This window comes from Enterococcus sp. DIV0436a (assembly GCF_051711605.1).
Classification (GTDB): Bacteria; Bacillota; Bacilli; order Lactobacillales; family Enterococcaceae; genus Enterococcus_B; species Enterococcus_B faecium.
In genome coordinates, this window is the sequence record NZ_JBIONA010000001.1 from 135,166 (window position 1) to 153,470 (window position 18,305).

Consider the following 18,305-nt stretch of genomic DNA (forward strand, 5'->3'; position numbering starts at 1 on the left):
CTACTCTGACTAAGATTTTACTTCAGCTTTACCGACTGCTTCGCCCGGGCGAACAAGTCCTGATTGGTCAAGAGAAAGTCCTGCAACTTTTTCATTATTGGTCAAAGCAACAATAATGTCAGTTTTCTTGCCAGCTTGTTCTATTTCTGGCAAATCCATTTCAGCAATCAGGGTCTCTGGTGTGACAAGGTCTCCTTCTTTCACGAATACATTGAAAGGAACACCCTTTAGTTCAACAGTATCTAATCCCATGTGAACAAGTACTTCCAGCCCCTCATTAGAAAGAATACCAATGGCATGTTTTGTTTCAAAGACACTCGTCACTTTACCGTTTACTGGTGCATAGACTTTGCCGTTTGACGGTTCGACAGCATAACCGTCACCCATCATTTTTTGTGAGAAAACTGGGTCATTTACTTCAGTTATTTCCTTGATGGTCCCTGCAGCGACTGCGAATAATGTTTCTTTTGTTGCAACTGCCGTACCAGTTGCTGAAACAGGTTCGAAAGACTGTGGCGTTGCTGTTGCGCCATTTGCTGTTTGAAGTTGTACATCAGCAGCATTTTCAGGAACAGCAGGATCAATCTTATTCAAAATTCCCTGACGTCTAAAGATGATCGTCAAGCCAAATGGAATGATGACAGCAATGATCATTGCGATGATGAAAGGTACCCATGTTTCTGCTTGGATAGCTAGTATTCCTGGCAAACCACCTACTCCGATCGCGTTAGCTCGAACACCCATCAAGTTAGCAAACATGCCAGCTAATCCAGAGCCGACCATTGCAGCGACGAAAGGATAGACGTATTTTAAATTGATTCCGAACATAGCAGGTTCAGTTACGCCTAAGTAACAAGAAATCATTGCTGGAATCGAGATTTGTTCTTCTTTTTTATTCCCACGATGTAAGAAGATGATGGCTAAGACTGCAGAGCCTTGGGCGATATTTGATAAAGCAATCATCGGCCATAAATTCGTTGATCCGAAATCTGCAATCAGCTGCATATCGATGGCATTGGTCATATGGTGGAGACCAGTAATCACTAAAGGAGCATACAGGAATCCGAATACGGCACTAAACAACCAGCTGATAGAAGACGTCAATCCAGTATTTACGATATTTGAAATCCAGCTTCCGACTGTCCAGCCGATAGGACCTAAAATAACGTGTGCAGCTAAAACAGTTGGTAACAATGAACACAATGGAACAAAAATCATCGAGATCGACTGAGGGATATATTTGCGGAAGAAGATTTCTAGATACGCTAACATAAACCCTGCCAGCATGGCTGGAATAACTTGCGCTTGATAACCAATCATCTGGACTTGAGCAAAACCAAAATCCCAAAATGGAATATCTGCTGCGGCTGTGGAAGCTACACTATAAGCATTTAATAATTGCGGAGAAACTAACGTAATTCCTAAAACGATTCCTAATATTTGTGTAGTACCCATCTTTTTTGCAATACTCCAAGTGATACCTACTGGAAGAAAATGGAAAATTGCTTCACCCGGTAACCACAAAAAGGCATTGACACCATTCCAAAACTTCGAGTGTTCAACGATTGTTCCACCAAGACTTTCAAACTGGATACCTTCAAGTACATTTCTGAATCCAAGGATCAATCCACCGACAATGATTGCAGGAATCAGTGGTGTAAAGATTTCTGCTAAAACGGCAATAGCACGTTGAACGGGATGAAGATTTTGTTTTGCAGCTGCTTTTCCTTGTTCTTTGGAAACCCCTTCAACTCCAGATACTGCAACGAAGTCGTTATAAAAAGTAGAAACATCGTTTCCTATGATGACTTGGAACTGTCCTGCATTCGTGAACATCCCTTTTACGCTAGGTATATCTTCGATCGCTTTTTCGTCCGCTTTTCCTGGATCATTCAGGACAAAACGCATACGAGTCGCACAATGACTAACTGCAGCAATATTTTCTTTTCCGCCGATATCATGTAACAGCTTCTCGGCATCTGCTTGATATTTTGCCATATCAATAAACCCCTTTCTCTTAACTTGTCTATGCAAGTTGTTTCTTCATTTACTATACTTTTTTTCGGAGAGAATTGCAAGCGTTTTATTAAAAAGTACGAGAGAAAATGATATCGTTTTAAAAAGCTTAAAATAAGCTTTTCTTAAAAATAGGAACATTGAAATACAAAAAGAGCTGTAGTATAGTGAAGAAATGATGGAAGAACGAGTGAGGGAAAAACATGAATAAGTTCAATGAAATTTTTTTAGATTTGGAACAGAAAATTTTAGCGAAAGAATATCCTCCGCATTCGCTTTTACCCAGTGAGAACCAATTGATCAAAATTTATGGTGTTTCACGAGAAACAATTAGAAAAGCGCTGAATCTTTTGACTACGGAAGGTTATATTCAAAAAAAACAAGGAAAAGGTTCGATCGTACTGGATCGGAATCGCTTCGACTTTCCTATTTCTGGATTGACTAGCTATAAAGAGCTACAGGAGACCCAACGTATTCCAAGTGAAACGATCATCCATACGTTAGAAGAAACAGAAGTGACAAAAGCATTGAACGAGATCACTGGCTGGGAGATCGGTGCGCCTGTTTGGCATTTGATACGCGAAAGAAAAATCAATGGCGAAGTAGTTATATTAGACACCGATTATCTATTAAAGGAAATCGTTCCTATTTTAACTCCAGCACAAGCACAAGGATCGATCTATGAATATTTTGAAAATGAGCTTTCTTTGACGATTGCTTACGCGCAAAAGGAGATCACAGTAGAAGAAGTAACGGAAATCATGAAAACAGCGATGGATCTTCACGATGACACTTATGCAGTAGTAGTCAGAAGCCTCGTTCATCTGGAAGATACCCGCTGTTTCGAGTATTCTGAGTCGGTTCACCGATTAGATAAATTCCGTTTCGTTGAGTTTGCCCGACGCCGAAAAGTGTAAATAGTTCAAAAGAAAGCAAATTGTTGGCATCTGTCCACTTTGGCGCTATGATAGGATCACAAAGGGGGCATTTTTAATGGATAAACCAATAAGACCAGAAAAAGAAGAACTGAAAGAAAAGTTATCACCCATGGCTTATGCAGTCACACAAGAAAATGCAACAGAACGACCATTTAGCGGGAAATATGATGATTTTTACGAAAAGGGGATCTATGTAGATATCGTCAGCGGTGAACCGTTATTCAGCTCTGCAGAAAAATATGATGCAGGTTGTGGCTGGCCATCATTCAACAAACCAATAACGAAAAGACAAGTGCGCGAAAAAGCCGATTTTTCTCATGGCATGCATCGAATAGAAGTTCGAAGCAAAGAAGCAGATTCTCATCTCGGACATGTGTTTACCGATGGACCAGTAGATCAAGGTGGTCTACGTTACTGCATCAATTCTGCCTCACTGAAATTCATTCCATATGAAAAGATGGATGAATTAGGTTATGGGGAATTCAAATCACTTGTAGAATAATGGAAATACACAAAGAGCGGTACAATACGGGGATTTACTCGATCGTCCGCTCTTTTTTTATTCAAGCGATTGCTATTTGAAAGAAACGCTCCCCAGACTCCTTTTTTCACAAGGTGAAATGTGCTACAATAAAGGGAACGTATGTGTGCAAAAGAAAGAGGACTAGAATATGTATGAATATCTGACAGGTGTGGTTACCTTTATCAACCCCTATTACATAGTAGTAGAAACCAATGGTATCGGCTACCAGATCGCACTAGGAAATCCTTACCGCTACAGTAGCAAACTAAATCAAAAAATAAAAATTTATGTCCATCAGGTGATACGTGAAGATGCGCATCTTCTGTATGGATTTGATTCGCTAGAAGAAAAGCAACTGTTTTTGCGATTAGTAAGTGTTTCAGGAATCGGTCCGAAAAGTGCCCTTGCAATCATGGCAAGCGAAGACCACTCCGGTTTGATTCAAGCAGTAGAATCCAGTGATGTCACTTATTTGACGAAATTTCCAGGAGTAGGGAAAAAGACAGCACAACAAATGATCTTGGATCTAAAAGGAAAATTCGGTGAGCTGAGTATCGATACACCTTTTAGTCTATTTGATGAAGCAAACACAAAAGACGCTACAGCTCTATCTGAAGCAATGGAAGCTCTCTCGGCTCTTGGTTACAGTGATCGAGAAATCAAACGTGTAGAAAAACAATTAAAAGAAGTCGATAATCAGACAACGGATGAGTATCTACGCCAAGCACTCAAGCTAATGATGAAAAAATAAGGAGGAGACCAAATGACAGATGAATACTTGTTATCACCAGAATCTGGCGAAAATGAACTGAGTTTGGAAAAATCTCTTCGACCACAGCTGCTTTCTCAATATATCGGACAGAGAAAAGTCAAACAAGAACTTCAGATTTACATCGAAGCTGCCAGAAATCGGGAAGAACCTTTAGATCATGTTCTGTTGTACGGGCCTCCTGGATTAGGAAAAACGACGATGGCCATGGTCATTGCTAATGAGATGACCGTAAATATTCGTACGACGAGTGGCCCTGCTATCGAACGTCCGGGTGACTTAGTAGCAATCTTGAATGAACTGGAAGCAGGGGATGTCCTATTTATCGATGAGATCCATCGATTACCTAGAGTGGTAGAAGAGATGCTTTATTCAGCTATGGAAGATTTCTATGTAGATATCATGGTAGGACAAGGGCCAACCGCACATCCGGTTCATTTCCCTCTTCCTCCCTTTACTTTGATTGGCGCGACGACACGGGCAGGTATGCTTTCTGCACCTTTACGAGATCGATTTGGCATCATTTCTCATATGGAATATTATGACGAACAGGATCTGCAGGAGATCGTTTTACGTTCTTCGGATATTTTTCAAACAGAGATCATTGAAGAAGGGGCATTGGAAATTGCTCGCCGATCACGAGGAACGCCTAGAATTGCTAATCGCTTGCTCAAACGGGTTCGTGATTTTGCGCAAGTCCAAGGAGACGGGAAAATCGATCGTCCTATAGCGGATCAGGCACTTACTTTGCTACAGGTCGATCAGGCTGGATTGGATTATGTTGACCAGAAATTGTTGCGAACAATGATCGAGTTATATGGCGGCGGACCAGTAGGGTTAAGTACGCTTTCAGTAAACATAGGAGAAGAGCGTGAGACGGTAGAAGATATGTATGAACCGTATCTGATCCAAAAAGGATTTTTAAAGCGTACACCTAGAGGGCGAATTGCTACTGCTTATGCCTATGAACATTTTGGTTACGACTATCATATATGATTTTTGCTTTTAGATTGGAGGAAAATGAATGAGTGATACAACACGTACGAAACAATTGATCAAAAACGTATTGATTGATTTGTGCCAAACGCAATCTTTTCGAAAAATCAGCGTCCAAAAAATCGCAAATGAAGCAAAAATCAATCGACAAACATTTTATTATCATTTTACAGATAAATACGATTTGCTTCGTTGGGTCTATTGTGAGGATGCATTGCATTATTTAGATCCACAATGTCTTTCACTTGATAATTGGGAAGAGCAAGCATTGAAAATGCTGGAAGCAATTGCTGAGAAGAAAGAATTTTATGCAAATACTGTGCTTTCTGACCCAGAAATTTTACAAAAAGAGTTTTCTCAACTGATCCAAAAATCATTTATCAAGATTTTTGAACAAATGGATGAAGAAAGACAACTTTCTGCAAGAGACAAACTATTTTATGCTCGTTTTTTTTCTTACGGTTGCAGTGGTGTATTAGTCAATTGGATCACGAATGAATATGAAGAAACACCGATGGAAATCGCTATGCAGCTTTTCCGTTTAGCCAAGGATACGGAATTATATTCTTATCGTCTTTATGCAAAAGAAGAGTTGGAAGAACAGTAATAGAAAAATTTTTTGTTGGAAAAGCAATGATCGCTAAAAGGAGATGGGGAAATGACAAAAATTTTATTTGTTTGTTTGGGAAATATTTGCCGTTCACCGATGGCAGAAGGCTTGCTGAGAAAACGAATAGCATTAGAAGGAAGGGAAGCAGAATTTTTTGTGGATTCTGCTGCTACAAGCACGTATGAAGTTGGAAAGACACCGCACCCTGGAACGAAAAAAATATTAAACCAAGAAAAAGTAGATATGACGAATATGGTTGCTCGGCAAATCACACCCCACGATTTTGAAACTTTTGATTGGATCATTGGCATGGATCAAGAAAATGTAGAAGAACTGAAACGAAGAGCACCACGCTCAGCGCAGGGGAAAATCCATTTGTTTTTAAGTAGCATTCCTGGAAAAGAAAAAGAAAATGTTCCCGACCCATACTATACCAATAACTTTGATGAGACATATCACTTAATCACAGAAGGCCTGGATCATTGGTGGAATATTTGGATTGACGAAAATAAAATAACAAACAATTTGCAAAGTTAACGCTTTCTTTTTAAGGCGATGTTAGAGCATTTCCTTGTTTTTTTGTAAAATGTTAGGTAAAATAAAATTAATTAAGTAACACTTTCTTAGCTAAAGGAGGAGTGCATTCGATGAACGAAGAGACAGTATCACCAATGAAGAAGCTTACGAAGTTAGTTACTCGTACCTCGTATCAACTTTTTGATTCTTTTGTAAATGACACTGAAGAACATGCTAAGAATGTACGATTGCAAGGAAAGTTTATTCTTGAGCTGCAAAAAGCTGCTACTGAACATAGTTTAGTTATCTTACAAGTAAGAGCGAATCGTTTGAGTAGCAAGTATGAAACAATCTCAGGTTGGGTGGCGACAAAAACGGTCGAAAAAGACCGAGTAATGATCCGCCTACAAAACGAAGAGCAGCAGATCCGCATGGTTCCCGTAGAACAAATTGAAAAAATAACAATCCTTTCACCAGCAGGGGAACAGGAACGGTTATCAAAATAATTTATACCAGATAGAAAAGCACGTATGAGCTTGTACCATCAATCATTACTAATCAAAAATAACCGAATGCTTTAAGCTGATATCAGTAAAACGGAACGTTTTAGGATGAGTATCACAGCATGACAGCATTGGGTTGATTAGTTGAATCGATTGGATGGTACAAGTTTTTTTGATAAAAAAAGGTCCTGCTAGCCGGGGAGCTAGCAGGATAAGGAGTTAAAAATGAAAAAGTGTTGTTAGGGTTGTTTGTTGGTATGCTTATATAATAGTCACTAGTTGTGAATATTTTGTGACGAAAGTTTTCGAAAGTTGTTAAGTTTTTTTGCGAAAACTATTTTTATATCATATATATGTCTAAAATCTATATTATAAAAGAAATATTGTTTGATCAGCTTCTCTTCGGTATTAGTTCAAAACAAAACGGCAAAGTATATGGAGCTACTTTGCCGTTTTGTTTCTCTAATACTCAGGTCAGTTTATAGACGCTCAATAAACGGTGTTCAAAAGCCAGTTTCTCGGTATTAAGTCAAATTTATGCAAAAATGTGAGAAGCCATTTTCACAAAATATTTCTTAATACTCGAAACTAAGCGGCTTTTTCACGACCTCTCAATAAACGGTGTTCAAAAGTCAGTTTCTCGGTATTAAGTCAAATTTATGCAAAAATGTGAGAAGCCATTTTCAAAAAATATTTCTTAATACTCGAAACTGAGCGGCTTTTTCACGACCTCTCAATAAACAGTGTTCAAGAGACAGCCTATCGGCAATAAGGCTGAACGTCTCTTTCACAACCTCTTTTATCAATCTGCTACTTCTTCTTTCTTAGCGAAACTCCAAATCAGTCCGATAACAAAACCGATAACTGCTGGTACGATCCACCCCATCCCCAATTTGAAAAACGGCAAGTAGCTTTCCGCAACATATAAAAGATTTTGAACAATAGGTGTTTGTTTGATAGTTTCTGGGCAAGCGTTCAACCCATCAAAAATCGAAGCAATCAATGTAAAATAAGTAGTCATTCGATAAACAGCCGTACGCTGCTTAAACAAAGGACCAACTAACACTAGTAAAATCAGTGTCATTGCTAATGGATAGATGAACATCAAAACAGGCAACGAAAATTGAATGATATTCGTCAAGCCTACGTTTGCCGCTAAACAAGGAAGGATACTAGCAAGTGCAACAAAGAATGCGTAATTTCTTTGCGGAAACAAATCTGTGAATGTTTCTGCAAAAGCTGTAATCAAACCAATACCGGTCTTCAAGCAAGCTAATATAACGATAAATGCTAATAAGATACTGCCATAAGTACCTAAATAATGATCAGCAATCTGAGCCAGCGTGATCCCGCCATTTTCACTTAGAGCAAAGCTACCTAAGCTCATAGCACCTAAATAAGCGAGCAAAGTATAAATGATTCCCATCAATATAATGCTGATCGCACCAGATTTGATCGTGTCTTTAGCGATTTCAGCAGGTTTTGTTACACCCATGTTTTGGATTGTTGTGACAATGATGATCCCAAATGCTAAAGCAGCAAGCGCATCTAATGTGTTATATCCTTGAGTAAACCCTGTGAAAAAAGCATGCTCTTGATAATTTGGCTGAATAGGCGCTTGATTTACAGAACCTAGTGGATTCAAAAAAGCAAGGAGAAGCAAAGCACCTAATAAAACCAAAAATGCAGGATTCAGGAACTTTCCAACATAATCTAATATCTTTGTCGGTTTTCTTGAAAACCACCAAGCCAGCACAAAAAATACAATACTGAAAATTGCTAGATATAGCGTCTGTCTGCTAGGATCGATAAATGGTGCTAAACCAATCTCGAAAGATGTGGTTGCAAGGCGAGGTAAAGCAAAAAACGGTCCGATAACTAAGTAAAGCAAGATGGTAAAAACCATCGCATATGTTTGATTTATCCGTTTTGCTAATTCATATACACCTGAGCTTTTCGATACACCAATGGCAATCACCCCTAAGAAGGGAAGACCGATACCGGTAACCAAGAAACCTAGATTCGCCCAAAAGGTAGCAGCGCCTGCTTCTTGACCCAAATGAACGGGAAAGATAAGATTTCCAGCACCAAAAAATAGACCGAAAAGCATGGAGCCTATAAAAAGATAGTCTTTAAATGATAATTTTTTTGTCATACATAACTCCTTTACGGTTTTTTTAAAAGTAACAAAATTTCGAAAAATATGCAACAATTTTCAGAAAATTTCCTATATAAAACGATGGTTATTTAATAACGTAAGTGATAAAATAAAAGCGCTGAATCATCTGAGGAGGAATCATCGTGACAAAGTCGAGATTAGAAGCATTTACTGATGGAGTGGTAGCCATTGTTTTGAGAGTTCTTGTATTAGAGATCAAGATCCCTAATACATCTAGCTTTCATTCTTTATGGGTCATCCGAAATACATTATTAGCTTATACCATCAGCTTTATATTTGTTGCGGTGATCTGGGTGAACCATCATCGTATATTTCAGATGGCAGAACGAATTAATTACCGAGTGGTCTGGTCGAATATCTTTTTGCTCTTTTGGCTGACTTTATGTCCTTCTGTTACTAGTTGGGTCGGGCGTAACCCTGAAGCTTTTTGGCCTGAGATGGCTTATGTCTTAGTATACACGATGTGGAGTTTTTCTTTTGGTATCTTGATGAGGCAAATCATGAAAGCAAATAAACCAGATTCCAATGTCGTGAGAGTTTTGTCAAAGGACCGTCGAAGTCTTATCTCCATGATGATTAACTTATGCTTGATTGCCGGTGTCTTTTTTGTACCGTTGATCGGGTTATTCGGACGTTTTTTTGTATCTGGTATTTGGATTTTTTCCTATAAAAAAGCAGATGCCTATTATCAGCGGTTGTTTCCGGGGAAATAGAAAAGAGGCTGGGACAGAAGCTTTTAACTCCAAGAAATAAGCCGAAATTTCACAAAAATTTAAGAAGCAATTTTCGTAAATTCCTTCTTATTTCTCGAAGCTGACCACTTCTGTCACAACTACTTTCTTACTTCTTACGTTCATATTTCATATGATAGATTAGTAATAGAAGCAAGAACCACACAGGTGTTAGTAATAAAGCGATTCTCGTATCTTTTCCTAGGAACAAGACGACACACACAAAGGCCATGTAAAGAAATACCAGATAATTACTAAATGGGTACAACGGCATTTTAAATGAATGAGCTTTTTTGCCGAGGATACTTTTACGATATTTCATGTGCGTGTAGACAAGCATACTCCAGATAAACAAGAAACAAGTAGTGGCAATACTGCTTACTAGTGTGAATACTTCACTAGGCATCACGTAATTCAAGATAACAGAAATGAAAATGACGATAGTAGAAAATGTCAAAGCATTCCCTGGCACATGATGTGTTGTTAACTTTTTGAATTTTTTAGGGGCACTGCCTTCTTGCGCTAAAGAACGAAGCATACGTCCTGTACTATATATTGCACTGTTGCAGGCAGAAGCTGCTGCACTTAATACGACTAAATTGATCAAGGAAGCAGCAATCGTGATCCCAATTTCCGAAAATACTTCTACAAATGGACTGTTATCTGGATTCAAGCTGTTCCATGGATAGATTGCCATAATGACAAAAAGAGATCCTAAGTAAAATAAGATGATCCTGATAGGAATATTATTGATAGCTTCCGGCAACACTTTTTCAGGATTTTCTGTTTCTCCAGCGACTAATCCAACTAATTCTATCCCAGCAAAAGCAAAGGTTACCATTTGGAAAGCTAAGATAAATCCTTTTGCACCAGTTGGAAAGAATCCGCCATGAGACCATAGATTCGTGATACTGGCTGTGCCAATATCTGTCGTATAGTGGGTGAGGATCATATAAGCTCCTACGAGGATAAAGGCAATGATCGCTACAACTTTGATCAATGCAAACCAAAACTCTAACTCACCAAACAATGAGACAGCCACCATATTCAAGCAAAGAAGAAGACCTAATGCAATCAGTTCAGGAAGCCACTGAGGAACACCAGGCGCCCAGTAGCGTACATACATTCCGATGGCTGTTAAATCGGCCATTGCAATCGATACCCAGCAGAACCAATACGTCCAGCCAGTGATGAAAGCCGCTTTTTTGCCAAGATATTCTGCAACAAAATCCAGAAAAGAATGGTTATTGGTGTTTGATAACAGAAGTTCGCCTAACGCACGCATAATGAAAAAACAGATGCATCCAGTAATAAGATAGGCGAGCAATATCGAAGGACCAGCTAGCTGGATAGACTTTCCGGAACCTAAAAACAACCCCGTTCCAATCGCTCCGCCAATAGAAATCAGTTGGACATGTCTATTTTTCAGTCCACGCTGCAGTTCTTGCTCTTCATTCATTTTTAAATCATCCTAACTAAAAAAGTTTAATTACTTCCATATTAAGAGAGTTTTCTGAAAAACACAACTAAGATTCCAAAATTTTCAGAAATTTACCTTTTATGAGTAATTCATAAAAAAGAACTGCGGTAAACACCGCAGCTCTTTGTCCCAATCAGCTATTGATCCTAAGCATTTAAAATACGTGAAAGGAATTCTTTTGTACGTTCTTCTTTCGGATGGACAAAGATATCTTCTGGTGTACCTTCTTCTGCAATCACACCTTTATCCATAAAAATGACACGGTCAGATACATCTTTTGCAAATTCCATCTCATGCGTCACGATAAGCATTGTCAAGCCAGTATGTGCTAAGTCTTTGATCGTATTAAGCACTTCGCCAACCATTTCAGGGTCTAACGCCGAAGTAGGTTCGTCGAATAGCAATACATCTGGATTCATTGATAATGCCCGAGCAATTGCGACACGCTGTTTCTGTCCACCAGATAATTGTGCTGGTTTGGCTTCGATATAACGATCCATACCAACTTTTTCCAGATTTTCGATTGCTACTTTTTTGGCAGTTTCTTTATCTCGTTTCAGGACAGTTGTTTGACCAGACATACAGTTTTCCAAGACATTCATATTGTTGAACAGGTTGAAGGATTGGAAAACCATACCTAGATTCGTTCGATATTTAGGTAAATTATATTTAGGAGCTAATACATTTTCTCCATTATAAATGATCTCGCCGCCTGTTGGTTTTTCCAGTAAATTGATACAGCGCAAGAAAGTAGATTTACCAGAACCGGAAGAACCGATGATCGTCACAACTTCACCTTTATTGACTGTTACGCTGATATCTTTCAATACTTCATTTTCACCGAAGCTTTTTCTTAGATGTTTGATTTCAATAATTTTTTCATTCATGATTCTTCCTCCTTATTCCTGCAAATTTGAATTGTCGATTTCTTCAAGCTTGGTATAAGCTGAAGGACCATCGATTTTCTTTTCTACCGCCCGCAGGATTCTGGTGATCGTAAAGGTCATGACTAAGTAGATGATCCCGACGATCGTAAATGTTTGGAAGAATTGGAAATTCGCACCGGAAGCAGAGTTTCCTTGGAAGAACAAATCAGCTACGCCGATTACACTTAAAACTGCTGTATCTTTGATATTGATAACAAACTCATTTCCTGTTGCTGGCAAGATATTCCGTAAAACTTGTGGAATAACAACTTTTCTCATCGTTTGGCCATGGGTCATACCAATGGCTTGCGCAGCTTCGAACTGCCCTTCATCTACTGCAAAAATCCCCCCACGAACGATCTCTGTCATGTAAGCTCCAGTATTGAGAGAGACAATAAACAAAGCGGCAATCGTTCGGTTCAATGAAATGCCAAAAGCGAGTGCCAGACCGTAGAAGATGACCATTGCTTGTACCATCATCGGTGTTCCGCGGAATACTTCGACATAGATAGAAAGAAGTGCATTTCCGATTTTTTGGAAGAAGCGAGTCAGTGCATTTCCTGATTCAGGTACCGAACGGAAGACACCAATCAGTAATCCAAGTGTAGTACCGACAACTGTCCCGATCAATGCGATGAACAAGGTAAGTCCAGCACCTCGTAAGAACATATTGCCGTATTGTTTCCAAATCGTAGTGAAATCAGAAATGATGCCAGGTTTTTCTTCACTATCAGTTGCAGCAGGCTGATCTTTGACTGCTTGGTCCATAATTTTGGTTCGTTCATCGTTAGAGATGCCAGAAAGAATCTGGTTTACTTTTTGGATATCCGGGTCGCCTTTACGCATACCAACAGAAATCTGAACATCTTCCGGGTTTGTCTGGAAGCCATCTGCACCGCTGAATTCAAGCATTTCCAAGTCTTTGTTCACACTAGTTGCCGTTACACCTTCCGGACGTTCGCTGACATAACCATCGATCATTCCAGAAGCTAAAGCTGTTCTCATTGCTGAGAAATTATCCATTGCTTGTTGTTTCTGCACATCTGGTATCTGATCGATCACAGTATAGTGGAATGTATTTAACTGAGCAGTGATCTTTGCTCCAGAAAGATCTGCTAAACTTTTTGCTTTTGCATATTTGCTATCTTTTTGAACTACTACTACTAATTGTGATTCGTAATAAGGATCGGTAAAATCAATTTCTTTTCGTCGTTCAGCAGTAGGGCTCATTCCGGCGATGATCGCGTCGATCTTGCCTGATTGAAGGGCAGGAGCCAGACCATCCCATTTCGTTTGGACGATGACTAATTTTTTCCCTAAACCATCTGCTACTTTTTTAGCGATTTGAACATCATAACCGCCGGCGTAACTATTTTGGCCTTGAATTGGCAAGGCATTATTCTCATCTGTTTGTTGAGACCAGTTGAAGGGTGCATACCCAGCCTCCATACCTACGCGAAACTCATCGCTCGGTGTTTTTTCATCTGCATTTGCCAGAGATCCCACACTGAATAGTGAGAAGACAAAAGCAAATAGTACGGCAACTGAAACCATATTTTTTTTCATTTTTTTCTCCCTTTCTGATTATATGATACACGAGCGGTCTAGATGAAATGCGGTAAAGCTTTATCTGAAAAAATAAAAAGCGACCGATTTATAGATATAAAAAGGCCGCTAAAATTCCATAAGGTGATAAACCTCTCACAAAACATAGCGCAACTTAGCATCACTGCTAAGACAGTCCGCAAGCTCTTAACTTGCGTCCCAACATACACTCCAAGCAAAAAAGTGCACATTTCGGCGATCCTCCCTATTCCTGCTTCTCCATGTTTGCTTCACTCCACAGGGTTAATGATTCTCGCGACCTCTACCTCATTGATTGAGGCATCTCGTATTCAGTTATTTATACAAAAAAAGTTTACGATACTCGAGAGGCTTTGTCAATCTATAACTGCTGGTTTTTGAAAAAATACTGATAAATATAGAAATCTTTACTTTTACCGAAAAAACAATCAAAATGTGAATCATCTATCCATTGCAAACGATAGTATAATTATACACAAAAATGTATGTAATACAATAAAAAAAGAACTAGAACAGAAAATTTCCTGTGTCCAGTTCCATCTCGATCATTTAAGCTGCCGCTTTCTTTGGCTCACGTCCTAGGATCGCTTGCAAAAGAACAACGACGCCATAAATGGCTAATATTAGATAAATCAAACTTGAGTATTGGGTGATTCCCCAGCCCCATGTTCGATATACGGCTAATGTAATGGCTAAAACAATTGCGGCAATCACGTTGAATAAAGCAAAAGCCCAAAGATTTCCATTTTCTTTGCGTACAAGATAAAAAACAGAGAAATAAACGCTTAACGCTAACCAGGCGATACAAGCCAGAATAACGCCCCAATAAATAAAGAATGGTAACATATCGATTCACCTCACTTTTATACAGCAGTATTGTAACACGTTTTCATTCTTTTGTCAGTGAACATTGTGATAAATTGCTCAAATGCCCATAACACTTTTTTATACCCATTTTTCTGACTTTTCAACAATAAATTTGTTCGAGTATGGGCTATAATGGAAAGTGAGGTGACAAAACATGAAACAATTAACAGTAGACGAAGCAGCAAAAGAGATATTAGCTTATCAGCAAATTACATTTTTGACCGGTGCAGGGGTATCCACACCTTCTGGAGTGCCAGACTATCGATCTTTGTCAGGAATCTACCACGGGATGGAGCAGCCGGAATACTTGCTGAGTCATCAAGCAATGGTGAATGAACCGGATAAATTCTATCAATTTGTCAAAAAGATTTATCATCCTGAAGCAAAACCCAATATCATTCATTTGGAAATAGCACATCTAGCGAAAGAAAAAAATGTTTGGGTTGTTTCCCAAAACATCGACGGTTTGCACGCAAAGGCTAAAAGCCCGCAACTCGTCAATTTTCATGGGAGTCTGTATCAATGTCATTGTCGAAAATGTCAACAAACGGTAGACTGGAAAGAATATCTTCACAGCGACAAACATCAAGCATGCGGAGGACAAATACGCCCAGACATCGTGTTATATGGTGAAGGGTTTCAAGATGGAGTCATGGAGCAGGCGGCTTATGCCGTCAGCCAAGCAGAGCTGATCGTCATTGTTGGAACGAGTTTTCAAGTTCATCCGTTTTGTGATCTGGTACAGTTTCGCCAGCCGTCAGCCAAAATCTTAGTAATCAATCAAACGCCTGTTTATTTAGCGGAGCCTTATACGTTTATTCAAGAAGACGGAGCGGTTGTTTTCAAAAAAATACAAGAATTAGGAGCAGATTATGACTGAATTCAAAACCGAAAAAGAAAAAATGATTGCAGGCGAGCTTTATTTTGCCAATGATCCTGAGCTGGTTGCCGACCGTATGTTTGCAAGAAGTCAAAGCCAAATCATCAACCAAGCAGAATCAGCGGAACTGCGATCCCAATTGTTGAAAGAGACTTTTGGCCGTACAGGGAAAAAAATCTATATGGAGCCAGTTATCAATTTTGATTACGGATATAATATATTTGTTGGGGAGAATTTTTATGCAAATTTCAATTGTACATTTTTAGATGTCAGCACGATTGAAATCGGTGATAACTGCATGTTCGCTCCGAATGTCCAGCTTTACACGGCGACGCATCCACTACATCCAGTGAAACGTAACAGCGGTCTGGAGTACGCAAAACCCATTAAAATCGGTAATAATGTTTGGTTAGGCGGAGGAGTTATCGTCACGCCGGGTGTCACTCTAGGGGACAACGTAGTAGTCGGCGCAGGTTCGGTTGTGACCAAATCTTTTCCCGACAATGTAGTGATTGCAGGAAATCCTGCTCGTATCATCAAGACAGTAGAGGAAGAACTAACAGAAGAGTCTCTTGAAACATTACGTCATAAGATCGATATGATCGATCGAGAGTTGGTTGCTTTATTAGAAAAAAGAATGGATACGGTAACTAAAATAGGACAAGTGAAAAAAGAAGAAAACCAAGCAGTTTATGATGCAAAAAGAGAGCAGCAAGTATTGGATAAAGTTGTTAGTCTGCTGAAAAATAAGGGATATAAGGAAACAATAACAGACACGTATGTTGATTTGATGAAACACTCGCGCGAATACCAAAACAAAATGAAGGAGGAATAAGTGTGATCGAAGGAGAGACACGGCGAAAACAAATCATGCAAACCTTGGCAAATACAGAAAAACCAGTGAGTGCTAGCAAGTTTGCGAAAACTTTTGGAGTCAGCCGTCAGATCATTGTAGGCGATATTGCTTTACTACGAGCTGCAGGTAAAAGTATCGTGGCAACAGCAAGAGGTTATATCCTCGAAACAGAAGAAACCAATACTGGGCACATCAGTAAAATCGCTGTCCAGCATGGAAAAGATCAAACAGAAGAGGAACTGAGACTAATCGTTGAAAATGGTGGTGAAATCATTGATGTAATTGTGGAACATCCCCTTTACGGTGAGTTAGCAGGAACTTTGCACATCAAAACGCCACAAGATATCGATTCCTTTATGAGACGTTATCAAAAAAGTAATGCTACTTTGTTATCCGAATTAACAGGCGGCATCCATCTGCATACGATCCGCTACCCAGAAAAGCATATGCTGAAAAACATCAAACAAAAACTAGCTGAAGCAGGAATCCTCTACGAAGGATAACATCGTAGCTGCTACTTTTTATCCTAGAAACTATTCTATCATCTCTGAGATAAACACCCATATGGAAGAAATAAGAAAAAATAAGAAAAGATGCGTATCCAATACACAGAATTTTTTGGAATTGCGATTTCTAGATGTCTATCTAAATTTCGATTAGTGGAGAAACATAAAAAAGGGAAGTGCAGCTTTTGAGCACTCCCCTTTTTTATAAAGCTTTCTTGTAGCATAGTATCGAAGGAACCTGCCAATTCTCTACTCGATTACCAATACGCCTTCTTTTAGTGCAAATGGATTTTGATCGTTGATGTGGTCATAGAACATCACACCGTTGATATGGTCGATTTCATGTTGAACGACGATCGATTCATAATTCTTCAAACGAATCTTGTGTTTTTCACCATTCATATCATAATAAGACACAGTGATTTTGGCATGGCGAACAACATATCCTGGTACTTCTCGATCAACAGATAAACAGCCTTCACCTTCCCCTAAACAAGCATCTTGAACAGAATGGCTCAAAATTTTAGGATTATACATAACAGTACTTAGAGAAGGTCCATCTGCCTCTGGGTCAGGACTTGGTACGTGAACAGCAATGATTCTTTTAGAAATATCTAATTGAGGAGCAGCTAAGCCAACACCGCCTCGTAAGTGTAGTTCTTCAGCTTTGATTGGATCTTGGCTGTTTTTTAAGAACTCAAGCATCTCTTTTCCTAAAGAGATATCTTCTTCGCTTAATGGAAGAGAAACTTCTTTTGCAACTTCGCGTAAGGTCGGATTTCCTTCACGAATGATATCATCCATTGTAATCATGGAATATGTACCCCTTTCTTAAAAGACTGTGTTTCAAGTCTATTTTCGCATTATAGTTTACCACAAAAATGGAAAAGTAGTAGTAAGATTGTTTGAAAACTACCTTTTCTTAATGATTAACTACTTGATTTTCAACCCGGTTTCAGGTAAAGTATAGCTGTGTGCTCTAGGCACATGACCTGCCACTTGGTTAAGCGAATCACCAACGTTTTACTCAGTCGCAGGGGAATAATCGAAAGAGGTGAAAGAAATGGCAATTTCAAAAGAACGCAAGAATGAAATCATCAACGAATACGCTCGCCATGAAGGGGATACTGGTTCTCCAGAAGTACAAATCGCTGTATTAACTGAAGAAATCAACCACTTGAATGAACATGCACGCGTGCACAAAAAAGACCATCATTCATACCGCGGCCTAATGAAAAAAGTTGGTCACCGCCGTAACTTGTTAGCTTACTTACGTAAAACTGACGTTCAACGTTACCGCGAATTGATCAAACGTTTAGGCTTGCGTCGTTAATTTTAGTCAAAAAGAGTGGGATTCACATGAATCTCACTTTTTTTACTCGTATATCAATTAAGTAAAATTCCGTGATCAAGCTAGATGGACTC

Annotated in this window: 19 protein-coding genes and 1 riboswitch; of the genes, 12 read left to right on the top strand and 7 right to left on the bottom strand. The window is 39.1% G+C overall.

What is annotated here, in order from left to right:
- Positions 1-9: 9 nt before the first annotated feature.
- Positions 10-1,998, bottom strand: a complete 1,989-nt coding sequence (treP, locus tag IGL15_RS00680) for a PTS system trehalose-specific EIIBC component (protein ID WP_104765158.1) — start codon at positions 1,996-1,998, stop codon at positions 10-12.
- Between the two features lie 221 nt (positions 1,999-2,219).
- Here treP and treR point away from each other — a divergent pair, with 221 nt between their 5' ends.
- The 7 genes from treR to IGL15_RS00715 all read left to right on the top strand — a co-directional run bounded on the left by treR (position 2,220) and on the right by IGL15_RS00715 (position 6,874).
- Positions 2,220-2,933, top strand: a complete 714-nt coding sequence (gene treR, locus IGL15_RS00685; protein WP_002294254.1) for a trehalose operon repressor — start codon at positions 2,220-2,222, stop codon at positions 2,931-2,933.
- 76 nt (positions 2,934-3,009) lie between these two features.
- Positions 3,010-3,456 (top strand): peptide-methionine (R)-S-oxide reductase MsrB, encoded by a 447-nt coding sequence (gene msrB, locus IGL15_RS00690; protein WP_104765157.1) that lies wholly within the window; start codon positions 3,010-3,012, stop codon positions 3,454-3,456.
- Between the two features lie 169 nt (positions 3,457-3,625).
- Positions 3,626-4,228 (top strand): Holliday junction branch migration protein RuvA, encoded by a 603-nt coding sequence (gene ruvA, locus IGL15_RS00695; protein WP_002290528.1) that lies wholly within the window; start codon positions 3,626-3,628, stop codon positions 4,226-4,228.
- A 12-nt stretch (positions 4,229-4,240) separates the two neighbouring features.
- A complete protein-coding gene (gene ruvB, locus IGL15_RS00700) occupies positions 4,241-5,242 on the top strand; it encodes a Holliday junction branch migration DNA helicase RuvB (RefSeq protein WP_002289812.1) in 1,002 nt (333 codons plus the stop codon).
- Positions 5,243-5,270: 28 nt separating this feature from the next.
- Positions 5,271-5,849 carry a TetR/AcrR family transcriptional regulator gene (locus IGL15_RS00705; RefSeq protein WP_104765156.1) on the top strand — a complete coding sequence of 193 codons (579 nt, stop codon included), beginning with the start codon at positions 5,271-5,273 and terminating at the stop codon, positions 5,847-5,849.
- Positions 5,850-5,900: 51 nt separating this feature from the next.
- Positions 5,901-6,389: a low molecular weight protein-tyrosine-phosphatase gene (locus IGL15_RS00710; protein ID WP_104765155.1), complete on the top strand. Its 489-nt coding sequence runs from the start codon at positions 5,901-5,903 to the stop codon at positions 6,387-6,389.
- Positions 6,390-6,499: 110 nt separating this feature from the next.
- Positions 6,500-6,874 (top strand): hypothetical protein, encoded by a 375-nt coding sequence (locus IGL15_RS00715; protein ID WP_104765154.1) that lies wholly within the window; start codon positions 6,500-6,502, stop codon positions 6,872-6,874.
- Between the two features lie 799 nt (positions 6,875-7,673).
- Here IGL15_RS00715 and brnQ read toward each other — a convergent pair.
- Positions 7,674-9,026, bottom strand: a complete 1,353-nt coding sequence (gene brnQ, locus IGL15_RS00720) for a branched-chain amino acid transport system II carrier protein (protein ID WP_002294246.1) — start codon at positions 9,024-9,026, stop codon at positions 7,674-7,676.
- Positions 9,027-9,172: 146 nt separating this feature from the next.
- Between brnQ and IGL15_RS00725 the strand changes: the two genes are divergently transcribed.
- Positions 9,173-9,763 carry a TMEM175 family protein gene (locus IGL15_RS00725; RefSeq protein WP_104765153.1) on the top strand — a complete coding sequence of 197 codons (591 nt, stop codon included), beginning with the start codon at positions 9,173-9,175 and terminating at the stop codon, positions 9,761-9,763.
- Positions 9,764-9,890: 127 nt separating this feature from the next.
- On the opposite strand, the gene IGL15_RS00730 is transcribed toward IGL15_RS00725, so the two are convergent.
- From IGL15_RS00730 to IGL15_RS00745, 4 genes are all read right to left on the bottom strand, one after another.
- Entirely contained in the window at positions 9,891-11,240 is a 1,350-nt protein-coding gene (locus tag IGL15_RS00730; RefSeq protein WP_002294242.1) for an amino acid permease, read from the bottom strand.
- 167 nt (positions 11,241-11,407) lie between these two features.
- On the bottom strand, positions 11,408-12,148 hold the full coding sequence (locus IGL15_RS00735) for an amino acid ABC transporter ATP-binding protein (RefSeq protein WP_002294240.1): 741 nt from the start codon (positions 12,146-12,148) through the stop codon (positions 11,408-11,410).
- A 12-nt stretch (positions 12,149-12,160) separates the two neighbouring features.
- Entirely contained in the window at positions 12,161-13,753 is a 1,593-nt protein-coding gene (locus IGL15_RS00740) for an ABC transporter permease subunit (protein ID WP_002297081.1), read from the bottom strand.
- 137 nt (positions 13,754-13,890) lie between these two features.
- Positions 13,891-14,065: riboswitch (Lysine riboswitch) on the bottom strand.
- 255 nt (positions 14,066-14,320) lie between these two features.
- Positions 14,321-14,617 carry a hypothetical protein gene (locus IGL15_RS00745; RefSeq protein ID WP_002293448.1) on the bottom strand — a complete coding sequence of 99 codons (297 nt, stop codon included), beginning with the start codon at positions 14,615-14,617 and terminating at the stop codon, positions 14,321-14,323.
- 175 nt (positions 14,618-14,792) lie between these two features.
- Between IGL15_RS00745 and IGL15_RS00750 the strand changes: the two genes are divergently transcribed.
- Genes IGL15_RS00750 through IGL15_RS00760 form a run of 3 tightly spaced genes read left to right on the top strand, consistent with a single transcriptional unit; the run spans position 14,793 to position 16,877 of the window.
- Positions 14,793-15,518 (top strand): NAD-dependent protein deacylase, encoded by a 726-nt coding sequence (locus IGL15_RS00750; RefSeq protein WP_002297083.1) that lies wholly within the window; start codon positions 14,793-14,795, stop codon positions 15,516-15,518.
- Positions 15,511-16,353, top strand: coding sequence for a chorismate mutase (locus tag IGL15_RS00755; protein WP_002294234.1), 843 nt, complete (start codon positions 15,511-15,513; stop codon positions 16,351-16,353). Before IGL15_RS00750 ends, IGL15_RS00755 begins: the two co-directional genes overlap by 8 nt.
- A 2-nt stretch (positions 16,354-16,355) precedes the next feature.
- Entirely contained in the window at positions 16,356-16,877 is a 522-nt protein-coding gene (locus IGL15_RS00760; RefSeq protein ID WP_002294232.1) for a transcription repressor NadR, read from the top strand.
- 252 nt (positions 16,878-17,129) lie between these two features.
- On the opposite strand, the gene def is transcribed toward IGL15_RS00760, so the two are convergent.
- Complete coding sequence (gene def, locus IGL15_RS00765; RefSeq protein ID WP_002289284.1) at positions 17,130-17,693, bottom strand: peptide deformylase; 564 nt, start codon at positions 17,691-17,693, stop codon at positions 17,130-17,132.
- 250 nt (positions 17,694-17,943) lie between these two features.
- Between def and rpsO the strand changes: the two genes are divergently transcribed.
- Positions 17,944-18,213, top strand: coding sequence for a 30S ribosomal protein S15 (gene rpsO / locus IGL15_RS00770; protein ID WP_002289282.1), 270 nt, complete (start codon positions 17,944-17,946; stop codon positions 18,211-18,213).
- The last annotated feature ends 92 nt before the right edge of the window (positions 18,214-18,305 follow it).